The organism is Nocardioides humilatus, from assembly GCF_008373755.1.
Lineage (GTDB): Bacteria > Actinomycetota > Actinomycetes > Propionibacteriales > Nocardioidaceae > Nocardioides > Nocardioides humilatus.
The window spans coordinates 435,344-452,180 of record NZ_VUJV01000001.1 but is presented as its reverse complement, the minus strand read 5'-3'; the positions used below and the strand labels follow the sequence as shown (position 1 = coordinate 452,180).

Below are 16,837 nucleotides of genomic sequence, written 5' to 3'. Positions count from 1 at the left end.
GCATCACCACATTCATTGAAGGAGAAAGCCTGTGAAGAGCGCCGTCGAGACCTTGAGCCCGACCAGGGCCAAGCTGACTGTCGAGGTGCCCTTCGAGGAGCTCAAGCCGAGCCTCGACGCGGCGTACCAGAAGATCGCGCAGCAGATCAACATCCCCGGTTTCCGTCGCGGCAAGGTCCCGCCGGCGGTCATCGAGCGCCAGTTCCCTGGTGCTGCGCGTGACGAGGCCCTCAACGACATCCTCGGCACCAAGTACATCGAGGCCCTGCAGGCCAACGACCTGACGCCGCTGGCGCAGCCCGAGGTCGAGGTCTTGAAGTACGACGACGAAGGCCCCCTCGAGTTCACCGCCGAGGTCGACATCAAGCCGGAGATCACGGTGCCCGACACCGACGGTCTCGAGGCCGAGGTCGAGTCCTTCGAGGTCACCGATGAGGACGTCACCGAGCAGGTCGACGCGCTCCGCACGCGGTTCGCGACCCTCCTCGACGTCGAGCGTCCGGCCAAGGACGACGACTTCGTGGTCCTCGACCTCAAGGCGACCCGCGACGGCGAGGTCGTCGACGGCGCCGAGATCACCGGCTTCTCCTACCAGGTCGGCCGCGGCGGCATGATCGACGGCCTCGACGAGGCGCTCGTCGGCCTGTCCGCCGGCGACGACAAGGTCTTCACCTCCCAGCTCGTCAACGGCGACCTGGTCGGCGAGGACGTCGAGGTGGCCGTCACGGTCACCCAGGTGCAGGAGCAGGAGCTCCCCGAGCTCGACGACGACTTCGCCCAGATGGCCTCGGAGTTCGACACCATCGGCGACCTCAACGCCGACGTGCGCGAGCGGCTCACCCGCGGCAAGCGCCTCGAGCAGGCCGCTGCCGCTCGTGACGCCGTCCTCGAGGCGCTGCTCGAGAAGGTAGAGATCCCGCTGCCCGAGTCGATCCTGACCGAGGAGCTCAACGCCCGTCGTCAGAGCGTCGAGCAGCAGCTCGCTTACGCCGGCATGACCCTCGAGAAGTACCTCGAGGAGGAGAGCCAGACGCAGGACGAGTTCGAGGCCGAGCTCGAGCGTCGCGTCCGTGACGCGGTCGCCGCGCAGTTCCTGCTCGACGAGATCGCCGACAAGGACGAGATCGGCGTCGACCAGGGCGAGCTGACCCAGCACATGGTGCGTCGTGCCCAGCAGTCCGGCCAGGACCCGCAGGAGTTCGTCAACCACATGCTCGAGCACAACCACGTGCCCGAGATGGTCCAGGAGATCCGTCGCGGCAAGGCGCTTGCGCTGCTCGTCGAGGGCGCGATCGTCAAGGACGCGGCCGGCAACGTCGTCGAGCTGAAGAACCTGCGCCCCGACGGCACCATCGGCGACCCCGAGGCCGAGGCCTCGGAGGAGGCGGCCGAGGAGGCCCCCGCCGAGGAGTCCACGGAGGACTGATCCTTCGATCCATATCCCCTCAGTGCACAAGTGTGCACTGAGGGGATATGGTGGGTTTTATGCCCATTGCGACCACGCCCGCCCCGGGCGCGTCCGTCTTCGACGCGCTGTCCCTGGCGGCCACCGCAGCCGACGAGATCCTCGTCGGCACCGCGCGTGACACCCACGACGCCATCTCCCGCCGGGTGCACGGACTGCTGAAGCACCCCCTGGGCTCGGCCGGAGCTCCGGTCGAGGTGGTGCACCGCGGCATCGCCGGCGCCATCTACGGCAGCCTCGGGCTCGCGCTCCGCGGCAGCAGCGCGGGCTTCGATAAGCTCGCGGAGGCCGGAGCCGGCCCGCGGCTCGAGGACGGAGTGCGCGGCCGGTTCGTGCACTCCGCCGTCAACGGCCTCATCGGCGACGAGCTGCTGCGTGACCGTCCCCAGCTCGCGATCCCGATGGCCGTCCGGGTCGACGGTCATGACGTGGCGCTCAACCCCGTCGACCTGTGCTCCGCCTTCCCTGGGGCGACGGACAAGCTGGTGTTCTTCCTCCACGGGTTGTGCGAGAACGAGTCCTACTTCAACTACTTCCGCGAGCGCACCGGCACGACCTACGGCGAGGCGCTCGCCGCCCGCGGCTGGACCCCGGTCTTCCTGCGCGCCAACACCGGCCTCCCGATCCGCCACAACGGCGTGATGCTCGCCGGCCTGATCCGCGACGCGGTCGAGGCCTGGCCCGTCGAGGTCGAGCGGATCGCCCTGGTCGGCCACTCGATGGGCGGCCTGATCATGCGCGCCGCCACCAACATCTTGGAGTCCGACGGGCCGTCCTGGACCGATCAGGTCACTGACGTCATCACCTTGTGCTCCCCGCACCGGGGCGCCCCGATCGCGTGGGGCATCGGCCACGGGAGCAAGTTCCTCGGCCTGCTCCCGGAGACGTCGGCCTTCGGCAAGATCCTCGACCGGCGCTCCGAGGGGGTGCGCGACCTGGTCGACGGCTACGTCGACGACATCCCGCCGCTCAAGCAGGCGCGCTACCGCCTCGTCGCCGCCACGCTCACGAAGTCGGCGCGCCACCCCGTCGGCAACTACGTCGGCGACTACCTGGTGCGCCCGCGCTCGGCGGTCGGGCGCGACCGCCGCGGGGCTGAGCTGTTCCCCGATGCCGAGGTGCTCCACGTCGGCAACACCGACCACTTCGGCGTACTGAACCATCCGAAGGTCCTGGCGGCGCTCGAGCGCTGGCTCGCCTGACCCGTGGACGCATCGACGGACGCGCCGGGTGCGTGCCACGATCACCTCGTGACTGAGCCGATTGCCGACCGCGAGCTGCGGGCAGAGACCCTTGTCGCGGCGAAGCCCGAGCAGGTGTGGGCGCTGCTGACCGACTTCTCGCAGATGGCGAGCTGGAGCCCGGAGACCATGCGGATGCTGCCCCTGAAGCCCGGTGGGCTTCGCGTGGGTCAGTGGTACCTCGGCCTCAACCGGCGTAAGGCCGTCATCTGGCCGACCCGCTCCGTGGTCGCCGACGTCGAGCCCGGCCGCCGCCTGGTGTGGGACACCAAGTCGAGCGGGGCCCAGTGGATCTGGGAGCTCGAGCCGACCGACGGGGGCACCCGCGTCATCCACCGGCGCCCCGTGCCGAAGAAGCTGACCCTGCTGAGCAAGGCCTTCGCCCCCGTCGCCCTCGGCGGCAGCGGCGAGCACGCCGACGAGCTCGAGCAGGGGATGGCCCGCACGGTCGCCGGTCTCAAGGCTGCTGCCGAGGCCTGAGAGCCAAATCCGCTGTCGGCGAACAGGCCCCGAGATCCCGTGGTTACGGGTCCTCGGGCGGCTAGGGTCGCCACGTGACCCAGATTCCCAGCGGCCCCGAGATGAACGGCGCCACCGGACTCAGCTTCCTCGACGACAACATCTACAGCCGGTTGCTCAAGGAGCGCATCGTCTTCCTCGGCTCCGAGGTGCGCGACCAGAACGCCAACGCGATCTGCGCGCAGCTGCTGCTCTTGTCGGCGGAGGACCCGGAGGCGGACATCTTCCTCCACATCAACTCCCCGGGTGGTTCGGTCGACGCCGGCATGGCGATCTACGACACGATGAACTACATCACCAACGACGTCGCCACGGTCGGCATGGGCCTGGCCGCATCGATGGGCCAGTTCCTTCTCTGCGCCGGCACCAAGGGCAAGCGCTACGCCCTGCCGCACGCGCGGATCATGATGCACCAGCCGTCGTCCGGGATGGGCGGCTCGGCCTCCGACATCAAGATCCAGGCGCAGCAGTCGCTCCACATCAAGAAGGTGCTGCTCGACCTGATCTCGACGCACACCGGCCAGACGGTCGAGCAGGTCACCAACGACGCCGACCGTGACCGCTGGTTCACCGCCGACGAGGCCAAGGACTACGGCCTGGTCGACCACGTGATCACCAGCGCGCGCGAGGCCGCCGACCAGGGTCGCCCCGCCCACAAGAAGGACTGAGCAGATGAACTACTACATCCCGCAGTGGGAAGAGCGCACCTCCTACGGCTTCCGTCGGATCGACCCCTACGCGAAGCTGTTCGAGGACCGCATCATCTACCTCGGCACCCCGATCTCCGATGACGTCGCCAATGCGGTCATCGCGCAGCTGCTCTGCCTCCAGTCGATGAACCCCGACCAGGACATCAGCATCTACATCAACAGCCCGGGTGGCTCTTTCACGGCGCTGACGGCGATCTACGACACGATCCAGTTCATCAAGCCCGACGTGCAGACGGTGTGCATCGGCCAGGCCGCCTCGGCTGCCGCGGTCCTGCTCGCCGCCGGCACCAACGGCAAGCGGCTCGCGCTGCCCAACAGCCGGATCCTGATCCACCAGCCCTATACCGAGGGCACCTTCGGCCAGACCTCCGACATCGAGATCCAGGCCAACGAGATCCTGCGCATGCGCGAGCTGCTCGAGAAGATGCTCAGCGACGCCAGCGGGAAGTCCATCGAGGAGGTCAGCCGCGACATCGAGCGCGACAAGATCCTCACTTCTGAGCAGGCCGTCGAGTACGGTCTCATCGACTCGGTGCTCGCCTCGCTCAAGGGCACCCCCGCACTCACCTGACCCCAGCATGAACGACCCGACGCGCCGCCTGACGTGTCCCCTCCCGTCGAGGGGTCGTCAGGGAGTACCTTCGGGGAGTCCGATTTACGTGAGGAGTACCGCCCGTGGCACGCATCGGTGACGGAGGCGACCTGCTCAAGTGTTCTTTCTGCGGAAAGAGCCAGAAGCAGGTAAAGAAGCTGATCGCGGGTCCGGGCGTCTACATCTGCGACGAGTGCATCGATCTCTGCAACGAGATCATCGAGGAAGAGCTCAACGAGGGCACCGAGGTCGGTCTCGACGAGCTGCCCAAGCCGAAGGAGATCTTCGACTTCCTCAACTCCTACGTGATCGGCCAGGAGCAGGCGAAGAAGTCGCTCGCCGTCGCGGTCTACAACCACTACAAGCGGGTCCAGGCCGGCGTGCAGCCCGGCATCGGCGAGGGCAAGGGCAAGCACAGCAAGGACGAGGTCGTCGAGGTCGCCAAGTCCAACATCCTCGTCATCGGCCCGACCGGCTGCGGCAAGACCTACCTGGCGCAGACGCTCGCGCGGATGCTCAACGTGCCGTTCGCGATCGCTGACGCGACCGCGCTGACCGAGGCCGGTTACGTCGGTGAGGACGTCGAGAACATCCTCCTCAAGCTGATCCAGGCCGCCGACTACGACGTCAAGAAGGCCGAGACCGGCATCATCTACATCGACGAGATCGACAAGGTGGCCCGCAAGGCCGAGAACCCGTCGATCACGCGCGACGTCTCCGGTGAGGGCGTGCAGCAGGCGCTGCTGAAGATCATCGAGGGCACCACCGCCTCGGTGCCGCCGCAGGGTGGTCGCAAGCACCCGCACCAGGAGTTCATCCAGATCGACACGACCAACATCTTGTTCGTGGTCGGCGGAGCCTTCGCGGGCCTCGAGCACATCATCGAGCAGCGGGTCGGCAAGAAGACGCTCGGCTTCACCGCCGACGTCCGCGGCAAGGAGGAGCGCGACGCCGAGGACCTGCTCGCACTGGTGCGTCCTGAGGACCTCACCAAGTTCGGCCTGATCCCCGAGTTCATCGGCCGCCTCCCGCTCATCGCGAGCGTGACCAAGCTCGACCAAGCCGCGCTGGTACAGATCCTCACCGAGCCGCGCAACGCGCTGGTGAAGCAGTACAAGAAGCTCTTCGAGCTCGACGGAGTCGAGCTCGAGTTCACCGACGACGCGATCCAGGGCATCGCCGACAAGGCCCTCGAGCGCGGCACCGGCGCGCGTGGCCTCCGCGCCATCATCGAGGAGGTCCTCCTCTACGTGATGTACGACGTCCCGTCCCGCGGCGACGTCGAGAAGGTCATCGTCACCCGTGACGTCGTCGACAACGATGTGCCGCCGACCCTCGTGCTCCGCGAGAAGCCCAAGAAGAAGTCCGCGTGATGTGAGCCGCGCTTGCGCGGCACACATCGAACGCGGAGGTCGAGTGCCGCCGCGGCTGAGGAACGAAGCCGCGACGCGGTGTATCGAGGCCTACGCCTGACCCGGAACGCAGCTAGTCGGCGTCCTTCAGGTGGCGTGCGACCGCCCGGATCGCTTCAGCGAGCTCGGTGATCGCGCGTCGCGTTGACGGGTCCTCGATCGCCTGCGCCTCGCTGGTCGCCTTCTGGGCGGCGTTGTGGAGGGTGGAGACGAGCGCGCTGCGGTCAGTGGACACGGCTCACTCCTCGGTCGGTGCGATCTCCGCGGCGACGGACAGCTCGTTGGCGGCCTCGACGACGGTGAAGACCAGGTCGCCGGTGATCTTGCCGGCGGCACGGAGGTCGGCGGTCGCGAGCTCGGCCTGCTTGACGAGGCGCTCGGGGCCGGTGATCTCGACGCGGGAAAGCTCGGTGCGCATGGAGACCTTGGCGGTCGACTTCGCGCCGCGGATGCCCGCGAGAGCGGCACCGATCGCGTCGACGGCGGTGCCGTCAGCGGTGCCGGCCGAACCCAGCTCGTTGACCGTGGGCCAGCTGCTGCGGTGGACCGAGCCCTCCTGCCACCACGACCACACCTCTTCGGTCACGTAGGGCAGGAACGGCGCCAGCAGGCGAAGCTGGACGTGGAGCGCGAAGGCGAGCGTCGCCTTGGCCGAGGCAGAGGCGTGGCCGCCGTCGGCGTAGGCGCGCTCCTTGACGAGCTCCAGGTAGTCGTCGCAGAACTCCCAGAAGAACTTCTCGGTGACCTCGAGCGCGGTCGTGTAGTCGTAGGCCTCGAACGCGTCGGTGGCCTTCGTGATCACGCTGGCGAGGCGGCCGAGCAGCGCGGCGTCGACCTGCTCGCCGACCTGCGACGAGCTGAACTCGGTCGCGCCGACGCTGCCGAGGACGAACTTCGACGCGTTGAGGACCTTCATCGCGAGCCGGCGGCCGACCTTCATCTGGGTCTCGTCGAAGGGTGAGTCGAGACCCGGCCGAGCGATGGCGGCGCGCCAGCGGACCGCGTCGGCGCCGTACTTGTCGAGGATCTCGTTGGGGACGACGACGTTGCCCTTGGACTTGGACATCTTCTTGCGGTCGGGGTCGACGATGAAGCCGGAGATCATCGCGTGCGACCAGGGCGCCGCGTTGTTCTCGAAGTGGGCCCGCACGACCCGGCCGAAGAGCCAGGTGCGGATGATGTCGTGGGCGTGGGTGCACAGATCCATCGGGAAGACGCGCTGCCACAGGTCGTCGTCGTCGACCCAGCCGCCCGCGATGTGCGGGGTCAGGGACGAGGTGGCCCAGGTGTCCATCACGTCGGGGTCGCCGATGAAGCCGCCGGGCTTGCCGCGCTGGTCCTCGGTGTAGCCAGCCGGAGCCTGCGTCGACGGGTCGACGGGCAGCTCAGCCTCGGTGGGGAGGAGCAGGCGGGCGTAGTCGGGCTCGCCCTCGGCGTCGAGGGGATACCAGACCGGGAACGGGATGCCGAAGAAGCGCTGACGGGAGATCAGCCAGTCGCCGTTGAGGCCGCCGACCCAGTTGTCGTAGCGGTGGCGCATGTGCGGCGGCAGCCACTCGATCTCAGCACCGCGGGCGATCATCTGGTCGCGGAGCTTGACGTCGCGGCCACCGTTGCGGATGTACCACTGGCGGGTGGAGACGATCTCGAGGGGCTTGTCGCCCTTCTCGTAGAAGTTCGCCATCCGCTGGGTCGGGCTCGGCTCGCCGTCGAGGTCGCCGGTCTCGCGCAGCTTGGCGACCATCGCCTCGCGCGCGGAGAAGACGGTCTTGCCGGCGAGGTCCTCGTAGGCCGCCGACGCCTGCTCGCTGCCGAGCCACTCGGGCGTCTCGCGGTGCAGGCGACCGTCACGGCCGATGACGGTGCGGACGGGGAGCTGAAGCTCGCGCCACCAGGTGACGTCGGTGAGGTCACCGAAGGTGCAGCACATGGCGATACCGGCACCCTTGTCCATCTCGGCCGCCGCGTGGGCGAGGACCGGGATCTCCACACCGAAGACCGGCGAGGTGACGGTGGTGCCGAAGAGCGGCTGGTAGCGCTCGTCGTCGGGGTGCGCGATCAGCGCGACGACCGACGGGATCAGCTCGGGCCGGGTCGTCTCGATGTGGACGGGGGAGCCGTCAGGCTGGTGGAACGCGACCCGGTGGTAGTGGCCCGCGTAGTCGCGCGCCTCGAGCTCGGCCTGGGCGACCGCAGTCTGGAAGGTGACGTCCCAGAGGGTCGGCGCCTCCTGCAGGTAGGCCTCGCCGCGGCCCAGGTTGCGCAGGAACGCGCGCTGGCTGACGGACTGGGCCTGACGGCCGATCGTCGTGTAGGTCGTGTCCCAGTCGACCGAAAGGCCGAGCGTGCGCCACAGCGACTCGAAGATCTGCTCGTCCTCCTCGACGAGCTGCTCGCACAGCGCGACGAAGTTGGGACGGCTGATCGGGATCTGCCGCTTGGGGTCGGGCTTCTCCGGCGGAGTGAAGTCGGCGTCGTAGGGGAGCGACGGGTCGCAGCGCACGCCGAAGTAGTTCTGGACGCGTCGCTCGGTCGGCAGACCGTTGTCGTCCCAGCCCATCGGGTAGAAGACGGACTTGCCCGTCATCCGCTGGTAGCGCGCGATGAGGTCGGTGTGGGTGTAGGAGAAGACGTGTCCGACGTGCAGGCTGCCGCTCACGGTCGGCGGCGGCGTGTCGATCGAGTAGACGTTGTCGCGCGTCTGGGTGCGGTCGAACGCATAGGTCGCGTCGTGCTTCCACTGCGCGGCCCACTTCTCCTCGAGACCCTCGAGGGCAGGCTTGTCGGGTACCTCGACGGCACCGGGTCCGGTGCTCGTCGGGTCGACTGCCTGCGGGTTCTCGCTCATAACAGTCAATCCTATTGGCGGGGCACCACGGGTTTGAATTCACGCATTACCCTCGGACGGATGCTCAGGCCGATCGCGCTGGTTCTCACAGCCTCACTGCTCGTAGCGGTTCCCCGCTCGCTGCCGGCCGAGGCGGCGCGCCCGGTGGAGCGAGGGCCCAGCGGGGTCGACCTCCAGGGGCGCGGCTACGGCCACGGCCGCGGGATGTCGCAGTACGGCGCCCAGGCGGCCGCGTCCGACCACGACAAGACGTATCGGCAGATCCTGCGCTTCTACTACCCGGGCCTGACCATCGGCCAAGCCACCGGCACCATCAAGGTGCTGATCTCCCACGACACCGGTGACGACGTCGTCGTACGGCAGGCGGCGGGGTTGAAGGTGCGCCAGGTCTCCGACGGCACCTCGTGGGAGCTCGGATCGGTCGCACCGCGGGCGACGCGATGGAGGCTGACGGCCGCCCAGGACGGCGCTGCCACCCGGGTGTCCTACTTCACGTCCCGCTGGCGCTCCTACAAGGTGGTCGCCGGCGAGGCCGAGTTCCTCGGAGGCGACCAGCCGCTCGCCCTGGTCACCCCGGCCGGCACCAGTCGCTATCAGGGCAGCCTGCTCTCGGCGACGTCTCCCGAGGGCGACCGCGACACCGTCAACGTGGTGTCCCTGGAGAACTACCTCCGCGGCGTCGTGCCCCGGGAGATGCCCGCGTTGTGGGAGCCCGACGCGGTGCGTGCCCAGGCCGTCGCAGCCCGGACCTACGCCGACTACGCGCGTGAGCACCCCAGGGCCTACTACGACATCTGTAGCTCGACGTCGTGCCAGGTCTACGGCGGCGTCGACGACGCCGAGCCTGAGAGCGACGCCGCGATCGTGGCGACCGCGGGAGAGGTGCTGCAGAGCGACGGCGCGTCGGCGTACACCGAGTTCTCCTCCAGCAACGGAGGCTGGACCGTCGCCGGCTCGGTGCCCTACCTGGCCGCGAAGCAAGACACCTGGGACCCGGTCAACACGTGGAGCTATCGAGTCCCTGCGACCAGCATCGAACACGCCTATCCTTCGATTGGTGACTTCCGGCGGTTACGGATCCTCCAGCGCGACGGCCACGGCACGTGGAACGGTCGGGTGCTGAAGATCCGCGTCGTGGGGAGCAACGGGAGCGTCACCAGGACCGGGGAGGGATTCCGGGCTGACCTCAGCCTGCGCTCGAGCTGGTTCCGTCTGACGTGAGGGCGTCTCACGTTGTAAGAGTCGAGAGATTGGTCGGCACCCATGACAGTTCGTCTCGTTAGCCCGGGCATGCGTCACGTACTCGCCCTGACCCTGCTTGCCCCCGCCCTGACCCTGGCTCCGGCGCTCGCCGCCGCGCCTGCTCACGCGCAGGAGACGTGTCAGGGGCAGGTCCCCACCATCGTCGGCACCGACGGTCCTGACGACCTCCACGGCACGGCGCTCGCCGACGTCGTGCTGCTCGGTAACGGCGACGACAAGTTCTTCGGTCGGTCGGGCGACGACGTCGTCTGCGGTGGTGGCGGCGACGACGAGCTCCACGGTGGCGTCGGCAACGACCTGCTCGACGGCGGAGCCGGTAACGACAAGATCTGGGGGTTCGACGGTGACGACGAGGTCCGCGGCGGCAGCGGCAACGACCTGCTTCGCGCCGAAGACGGCAACGACCTGGTCCGTGGCGGTGGCGGCTTCGACGTGATCCTCGAGTTCCTGGGCGACGACCAGATCACCGGTGGCACCGGCAAGGACGTCGTGAGCTACCGGGAGGCTCCCAACCCGGTCACTGCCAACTGGCCCAACGGTGCGGTCACCGGTAACGGCACTGACGCGATCGGCCACGTCGAGCGCTTCGAGGGCAGCAAGCTGGCCGACGTCATCAACGGTGGCGCCGACTTCGACGACCTCGCCGGCGGCGGCGGTGACGACCAGATCTTCGGCAAGGGTGGCGACGACCTGCTCCGGATCTCCTCCGGCGTCGCGCACGGTGGCGTGGGCGACGACATCTTCATCGTCAAGCGCACCGGTCTCGCGCTCGGCGAGAAGGGCGACGACCGTTTCGTCATGCGCGGCGGCACGTCGCGCGGCAGCGTCGGCAAGGACCTCTTCCAGGTGCTCTCGAAGGGCGGGGGCCACGCCTATGGCGAGGCCGGCGCCGACATCATCACGTTCGAGAAGGTGCGCCGCGGCGTCACCGCGAGCCTCGGCTCGGGCAAGGCGACGTGGGGCAACCGGTCGGTGACGATCGAGAGCATCGAGGTGCTGGCCGGCACCAAGCACGACGACACCCTGACCGGCACCAACCAATCGGACTTCCTGCGCGGCAACGGCGGCGACGACCGGCTGCGCGGCAAGGGTGGCAACGACCTGCTGATCGGCGACCATGGTTTCGACATCGGCGAGGGCGGCACCGGGGGCGACGTGTGCGTCACCGAGGTCAAGGCGGGCTGCGAGGCATAGCGGCGCTCCTCGGCGTTTCGCGGCAGCGGCGTCAGTGTGCCGCCGTACGCTCGGACGCTGAGGAGGCACGATGCGCGGACGCGCGATGCTCGCAGCCGTGGCGGCGCTGCTGGGCCTGGCGGTGCTCGCCACGTTCTTCGGCGTGTCCGGACGCGAGCGTGGCGCGCAGCTCGCTGCGGCCGACAACACCTGCCAGGGCCTCTCGGCGACGATCATCGGCACTGACCGCGCCGACACCATCGAGGGCACCGCGGGGATCGACGTCATCGTCGGCCGGGGCGGCAACGACACCATCCGCGCCTACGGCGACAACGACGTCATCTGCGGGGGAGCGGGCGACGACAAGATCTTCACCGGCGACGGCGCCGACCTCGTCTTCGGCGACCTGGGCAACGACTGGGTGACCAGCGTCGCTGGTGGTGACCAGGTCTACGGGGGTCCCGGTGACGAGACCGTCGACCTCACCACCAGCTCCGACGCCCCCGTCACCCTGATCGGCGACGAGGGTCTCGACCTGCTCACGCTCACGATCACGGGCACCGAGCCGGTGCTGGTCGACCAGGCCGAGCAGCAGCTGATCCTCGGCCCCGAGCCCGACCACGCCCCGGGCGGCATCAGCGGTTGGGAGCTGGTCTGGCTCAAGGGCGACCACGCCTGGACCTACGTCGGCACCGATGCCCCGGACAGCGTGATCGCGATCGGCGGCCACCTCTCGGCGTCGACCTACGGCGGCAACGACGTCGTGTCGGCCGGCGGCGGTGACGACATCGTCAACGGGGGTGACGGACGGCGCGACGTCGCTGCCGTGATCGGCGGCGCCAACGCCTGCGCCGAGACCGAGTGGGGCGACTGCGAGCAGACCGTCACGCCCCCGGGCGTGCGTCCGGTCCTGCGTCAGCCCAGGAGCTGGCCGCGGGCTGCGAGCACCCTGTCGTAGATCTCGGGGTCGAGCGCGGCTCCCTCTCGCCGTACGTCTGACTCGCGAAGGGTCACCAACCGATCGAGGCGGACCTCGCTGGGGCGGTGCTCGCGATCCCAGGCCCCCGTGCCGACGTCCATCCAGTGGCGTCCGGCCGAGGCCTCCTGGGCGGCGTCGCGGTCGTGGTCCTTGCTGGTCATGACCAGGCAGGCGACCGCGCGCTCGCCGCCAGCCCCGTCGGCGGGGTGGACGGCGATCACGAGGACCGGGCGGTCCTTGCCCTGGCTCGGGTCGTCCTCATACGGCACCCAGGCCCAGCACACCTCGCCGGGATCCGGTCTGCCATCAGCCACGGGGTGGTAGTCGGTCACGTCGAAAACCTAGACCTCCGGCGGGAATGCTGGCGTCGTCCTACCCTGGTTCGACGAGCACGGGGGTACGAAGTGGGGAGATTCTTGCGTGGGGGCGCCTCGGCGTGCCTCATCGTCGGTTTGGGTGCCGCGGCGCCTGCAAGCACGGCGGTGCCCGCCCGGCTGTGCAATGGGATCGAGGCGACGATCGTGGGCACGCAGAATGACGATTTCATCTGGGGGACCGACGGGGACGACGTGATCGTCGGGTTGTCGGGAGACGACGAAATCTACTCGTTTCTCGGGAACGACACGGTCTGCGGCAACTCTGGTGAAGACGCCTCGTCCGATCTGGGCGGGGATGACGTGTTCATCGGCGGAGACGGCGATGACGTTGTAATCGGCGGGCGCGGCGACGACATCGTCCGGCTCGGTCGCGGCGCCGACCACTTCGAGGCGTGGGACGACGCCGAGGGCTACCTTCAGATCTTCTACGGTCCGGGCGACGACAGGGACGACGGCATCAAGCTTCCGGTCGGAGGGACCGTCAACGGAGGCCCCGGCGACGACGTGATCGGGGTCGAGACCGTTCCCGACGTCCCGATGTCTTTCGTCGGCGGTGACGGAAGGGACGAGGGCATCCTGCACGTCGACGACTCGACCGGCACTGCTGCGATGCTGCTGAGCCAACGCACCGCGGAGATCCGCGTCGGCGCTGGGCCGGTCGGGCGTTACAGCGGCTGGGAGGAGACGTATCTCTTCGGCAATCACGACTGGGTGTACCGAGGCACCAACGGCCACGAGGGGGTGACCGCGGTCGACGGCAGCCTGCGAGCGCGGCTCTACGGCGGATCCGACTATGCGTACGCGCCCGGGGACAGGTCGAGCTTCGTCGATGGTGGGGCCGGATACGACTACGCCGATGGAGGGTCGCGAGCTGCTCCTCTCATCTGCGTCTCCATTGAGGTCAGCAGCTGCGATCGCAATCGTTGATTGCAACCAATTTCTTGGAGCTTGCGTCTCTTGTCTGTGCCCGATCGGGCGCGGCCCGACAGGGCGACCGCTACCAGCAGGAGAGACCCCCCATGAACAAGATCGCCCGCACCGCCGCCGCCCTGTCGGCCGCTGCCTTCACCGTCGGCCTCGCCGGCCCGGCCAACGCCGAGCTGTTCGGTATCGACGACCCCAACGACTCACCGCACGGCTCGGACCTGTTCGCGGCGTCGGTCGACCACCGCGCGCACAAGCTGGTCATCGAGACCACCCACGACAACCTCCGCCGCGCCCCTTCGTCGGGCTCGGGCGGCGTGGTCTTCATCGACACCGACTCCGAGGACCCGGGTCCGGAGTACGCCTTCGTCGCCGGCTTCACTGAGGGCACGGACTACCAGCTCATCGAGGTCGAGGCATTCCGGCCCGAGACCTGGGGCGAGCCGGTCGAGGGGAGCTACTCCCTCGACGTCGACTACGCCGCAGACACCGCGACGTTCGTGATCTCCCGCGGCGCGATCGGCAACCCGGACGAGGTCCGGGTCGCGATCCGGGTGAGCGGCCCCGCCTTCGCCTCTCGCGACTGGCTGGGCCAGGCGCACTCCTTCACGCCCTGGCTCGCCCGAGGCTGATCGACCCAGGCTGATCAACCAGGGCTGACGCCCTAAAAGTACGACGGCCCGGCCCCTCGATCAGGGGCCGGGCCGTCGTGCTGCTGGTGGAGCTCAGTCCTTGAGCTCGCAGATGACCTCGCCGTTGCCGATGGTGGCGCCGACCTCGGCCTTGAGGCCGGTCACGGTGCCGGCCTTGTGGGCCTTGAGGGGCTGCTCCATCTTCATGGCCTCGATGACGACCACGACGTCGCCCTCGGCGACCTCCTGGCCCTCCTCGACCGCGATCTTCACGATGGTGCCCTGCATGGGGCTGGTGACGGAGTCGCCCGACGCGGCGGCGCCGGCCTTCTTGCCCGCGGCACGCTTCGGCTTCTTCGCTCCGGCCGCGGGGCCGCTCGAGAGGCCGCCGAGCCCGGCGGGGAGGACGACCTCGAGGCGCTTGCCACCGACCTCGACGACGACCTTCTGCCGCTCGCCGGCTTCCTCAGCCTCGCCGGCTGCGCCGCCGTAGGGGGTGATCTGGTTGTCGAAGTCGGTCTCGATCCACGTCGTGTAGACGTCGAAGGAGCCCTCGCCGGACGGGTTGGACGCTCCGACCCAGGCGGGGTCGTTGACGATGACCTCGTGGAAGGTGATGGCGGTCGGCATGCCGTCGACCTCGAACTCGCCCAGGGCACGGCGCGAGCGCTCGATGGCCTGGGTGCGGTCCTTGCCGGTGACGATCAGCTTGGCGACGAGGGAGTCGAACGAGCCGGGGACGGTCTCGCCGTTCTCGTAGCCGCCGTCGACGCGAACGCCGGGGCCCTGCGGCGGGTTCCAGGCGGTCAGCGTGCCGGGGGCGGGCATAAAGTTGTTGCCGCCGTCCTCGGCGTTGATCCGGTACTCGATCGAGTGGCCGCGGACCTCGGGGTCGTCGTAGCCGAGCTCCTCGCCGGCCGCGATGCGGAACATCTCGCGGACCAGGTCGATGCCGGTGACCTCCTCGGAGACACAGTGCTCGACCTGGAGGCGGGTGTTGACCTCGAGGAAGGAGATCGTGCCGTCGATGGCCACGAGGAACTCGCACGTGCCGGCGCCGACGTAGCCGGCCTCGCGCAGGATCGCCTTGGAGGACTCGTAGAGCCGCTGGTTCTGCTCGTCGGTCAGGAACGGCGCGGGTGCCTCCTCGACCAGCTTCTGGTGGCGACGCTGCAGCGAGCAGTCGCGGGTGGAGACGACCACGACGTTGCCGTGGGAGTCGGCCAGGCACTGGGTCTCGACGTGGCGCGGCTTGTCGAGGAACTTCTCGACCAGACACTCACCGCGGCCGAAGGCGCTGATCGCCTCGCGGGTGGCGGACTCGAAGAGCTCGGGGATCTCCTCCAGGGTGCGGGCGACCTTGAGGCCGCGACCGCCACCGCCGAAGACCGCCTTGATGGCGACCGGGAGGCCGTACTCCTTGGCGAAGGCGACGATCTCGTCGGCGTCCTTGACCGGGTCCTTGAGACCCGGGGCGAGCGGCGCACCGGCAGCGAGGGCGATCTGCTTGGCCTTCGCCTTGTCGCCGAGGCCGTCGATGGCCTCGGGGGAGGGGCCGATCCAGATCAGGCCGGCGTCGATGACCGCCTGCGCGAAGAGGGCGTTCTCGGCGAGGAAGCCGTAGCCCGGGTGCACCGAGTCGGCGCCGGACTCCTTGGCGACCGCGATGATCTTGTCGATCACCAGGTAGGAGTCGCCGGGCGTCGAGCCGTTGAGGCTGTAGGCCTCGTCGGCGAGCCGGACGAACAGGGCGTCGCGGTCGGGCTCGGCGTAGACGGCCACGGAGCCGATGCCCGCGTCCTTGCACGCACGGATCACCCGCACCGCGATCTCACCACGGTTGGCGATCAGTACCTTCTGCAACGGCTTAATCTCGGGCACGCGACTATCTCCTCGTCGTCTCGGATCGTCCGGCAGTCTAGGGGTCCTTCGGGAGGGGTTTTCACCGGGCATTCAGTTCCGGACGTTGTCCGGACTGCTACTGGCGAGTAGACACAAGACATGCAGATCGCAGTCCTCGGCACCGGCGTCGTCGGTCGGACCCTCGCCCCCCGTTTCGCCGAGCTGGGCCACACGGTCACCATCGGCACCCGCGACCCGGCCGCCACCGCCGCCAAGGAGGACTACGCCGCCTGGCAGGCCGACCATCCCGAGGTCGGGCTCGCGACCTTCGCTGCCGCGTCCGAGCTGGCCGCGCTGGTGGTCAACGCCACCAACGGCGACGCCACGCTCGAGGTCCTCGCCCAGGCGGGCGACCTCGGCGGCAAGATCGTGCTCGACATCTCCAACGGGCTGGACTTCTCCGGTGGCTTCCCGCCGCGCATCACCTTCCCCCAGGACGACTCGATGGCCGAGCAGGTCCAGCGTGCGCACCCGGCGGCACTGGTGGTGAAGTCGCTCAACACGATGACTGCCGACGTGATGGCCCACCCCGACCGGCTCCCCGACCCCGGCACCGTCTTCATGTCGGGCGACGATCCGGCTGCCAAAGAGGTGGTGGCGGGGTTGCTGGCGGAGCTCGGTCACACCGACATCGTCGACCTCGGCGACGTCACCACGGCGCGGGGCACCGAGTGGCTGATGCCGGCATGGCTGCGGGTCATGGGAGCCGTCGGGTCGCCGTACTTCAACTGGAAAGTGGTGCGTTGACGCTCGAAAGGCGGCCCGAGGTTAACAAACGTTAACCTCGCGGGCTACGATGC

At 68.8% G+C, this 16,837-nt stretch carries 16 protein-coding genes; 12 read left to right on the top strand and 4 right to left on the bottom strand.

Features of this window, described 5'->3' with window-relative positions:
- The first annotated feature begins 31 nt into the window (after nt 1–31).
- The 6 genes from tig (at nt 32) to clpX (ending at nt 5,900) form a co-directional block, all read left to right on the top strand.
- Nucleotides 32–1,426, top strand: a complete 1,395-nt coding sequence (gene tig / locus F0U44_RS02050; RefSeq protein WP_149726588.1) for a trigger factor — start codon at nt 32–34, stop codon at nt 1,424–1,426.
- 59 nt (nt 1,427–1,485) lie between these two features.
- On the top strand, nt 1,486–2,667 hold the full coding sequence (locus F0U44_RS02045; RefSeq protein WP_149726587.1) for an esterase/lipase family protein: 1,182 nt from the start codon (nt 1,486–1,488) through the stop codon (nt 2,665–2,667).
- Nucleotides 2,668–2,715: 48 nt separating this feature from the next.
- Nucleotides 2,716–3,186: an SRPBCC family protein gene (locus F0U44_RS02040; protein ID WP_188113275.1), complete on the top strand. Its 471-nt coding sequence runs from the start codon at nt 2,716–2,718 to the stop codon at nt 3,184–3,186.
- A gap of 101 nt (nt 3,187–3,287) precedes the next feature.
- Nucleotides 3,288–3,893 carry a ClpP family protease gene (locus F0U44_RS02035; RefSeq protein ID WP_149727494.1) on the top strand — a complete coding sequence of 202 codons (606 nt, stop codon included), beginning with the start codon at nt 3,288–3,290 and terminating at the stop codon, nt 3,891–3,893.
- A gap of 4 nt (nt 3,894–3,897) precedes the next feature.
- The gene (locus F0U44_RS02030; protein ID WP_149726585.1) at nt 3,898–4,506 is read left to right on the top strand and encodes an ATP-dependent Clp protease proteolytic subunit; all 609 of its coding nucleotides are present in this window, start codon (nt 3,898–3,900) and stop codon (nt 4,504–4,506) included.
- Nucleotides 4,507–4,610: 104 nt separating this feature from the next.
- On the top strand, nt 4,611–5,900 hold the full coding sequence (gene clpX / locus F0U44_RS02025) for an ATP-dependent Clp protease ATP-binding subunit ClpX (RefSeq protein ID WP_149726584.1): 1,290 nt from the start codon (nt 4,611–4,613) through the stop codon (nt 5,898–5,900).
- A 112-nt stretch (nt 5,901–6,012) separates the two neighbouring features.
- Here the strand turns inward: clpX and F0U44_RS22855 are convergent, their stop codons facing one another.
- Together F0U44_RS22855 and valS are read right to left on the bottom strand one after the other, a co-directional pair.
- Nucleotides 6,013–6,174 carry a hypothetical protein gene (locus F0U44_RS22855; protein WP_188113274.1) on the bottom strand — a complete coding sequence of 54 codons (162 nt, stop codon included), beginning with the start codon at nt 6,172–6,174 and terminating at the stop codon, nt 6,013–6,015.
- Between the two features lie 3 nt (nt 6,175–6,177).
- Nucleotides 6,178–8,787: a valine--tRNA ligase gene (gene valS, locus F0U44_RS02020; RefSeq protein ID WP_149726583.1), complete on the bottom strand. Its 2,610-nt coding sequence runs from the start codon at nt 8,785–8,787 to the stop codon at nt 6,178–6,180.
- Between the two features lie 60 nt (nt 8,788–8,847).
- Between valS and F0U44_RS02015 the strand changes: the two genes are divergently transcribed.
- The 3 genes from F0U44_RS02015 to F0U44_RS02005 all read left to right on the top strand — a co-directional run bounded on the left by F0U44_RS02015 (nt 8,848) and on the right by F0U44_RS02005 (nt 12,181).
- Nucleotides 8,848–10,008, top strand: a complete 1,161-nt coding sequence (locus tag F0U44_RS02015; RefSeq protein ID WP_149726582.1) for a SpoIID/LytB domain-containing protein — start codon at nt 8,848–8,850, stop codon at nt 10,006–10,008.
- A gap of 69 nt (nt 10,009–10,077) precedes the next feature.
- Nucleotides 10,078–11,244 (top strand): calcium-binding protein, encoded by a 1,167-nt coding sequence (locus F0U44_RS02010; RefSeq protein ID WP_188113273.1) that lies wholly within the window; start codon nt 10,078–10,080, stop codon nt 11,242–11,244.
- Between the two features lie 70 nt (nt 11,245–11,314).
- A complete protein-coding gene (locus F0U44_RS02005; protein WP_149726580.1) occupies nt 11,315–12,181 on the top strand; it encodes a calcium-binding protein in 867 nt (288 codons plus the stop codon).
- On the opposite strand, the gene F0U44_RS02000 is transcribed toward F0U44_RS02005, so the two are convergent.
- Nucleotides 12,139–12,534, bottom strand: a complete 396-nt coding sequence (locus F0U44_RS02000; protein ID WP_149726579.1) for a type II toxin-antitoxin system PemK/MazF family toxin — start codon at nt 12,532–12,534, stop codon at nt 12,139–12,141. The two genes, F0U44_RS02005 and F0U44_RS02000, sit on opposite strands and share 43 nt — an antisense overlap.
- Before the next feature lie 189 nt (nt 12,535–12,723).
- Here F0U44_RS02000 and F0U44_RS01995 point away from each other — a divergent pair, with 189 nt between their 5' ends.
- Complete coding sequence (locus tag F0U44_RS01995; RefSeq protein ID WP_149726578.1) at nt 12,724–13,506, top strand: calcium-binding protein; 783 nt, start codon at nt 12,724–12,726, stop codon at nt 13,504–13,506.
- 92 nt (nt 13,507–13,598) lie between these two features.
- Nucleotides 13,599–14,135: a hypothetical protein gene (locus F0U44_RS01990; RefSeq protein ID WP_149726577.1), complete on the top strand. Its 537-nt coding sequence runs from the start codon at nt 13,599–13,601 to the stop codon at nt 14,133–14,135.
- Between the two features lie 93 nt (nt 14,136–14,228).
- Here F0U44_RS01990 and F0U44_RS01985 read toward each other — a convergent pair whose 3' ends face one another.
- The gene (locus tag F0U44_RS01985) at nt 14,229–16,016 is read right to left on the bottom strand and encodes an acetyl/propionyl/methylcrotonyl-CoA carboxylase subunit alpha (RefSeq protein WP_246160241.1); all 1,788 of its coding nucleotides are present in this window, start codon (nt 16,014–16,016) and stop codon (nt 14,229–14,231) included.
- Nucleotides 16,017–16,136: 120 nt separating this feature from the next.
- On the opposite strand from F0U44_RS01985, the gene F0U44_RS01980 reads away from it, so the two are divergent.
- Nucleotides 16,137–16,784 carry an NADPH-dependent F420 reductase gene (locus F0U44_RS01980; RefSeq protein ID WP_149726575.1) on the top strand — a complete coding sequence of 216 codons (648 nt, stop codon included), beginning with the start codon at nt 16,137–16,139 and terminating at the stop codon, nt 16,782–16,784.
- Nucleotides 16,785–16,837: the final 53 nt, after the last annotated feature.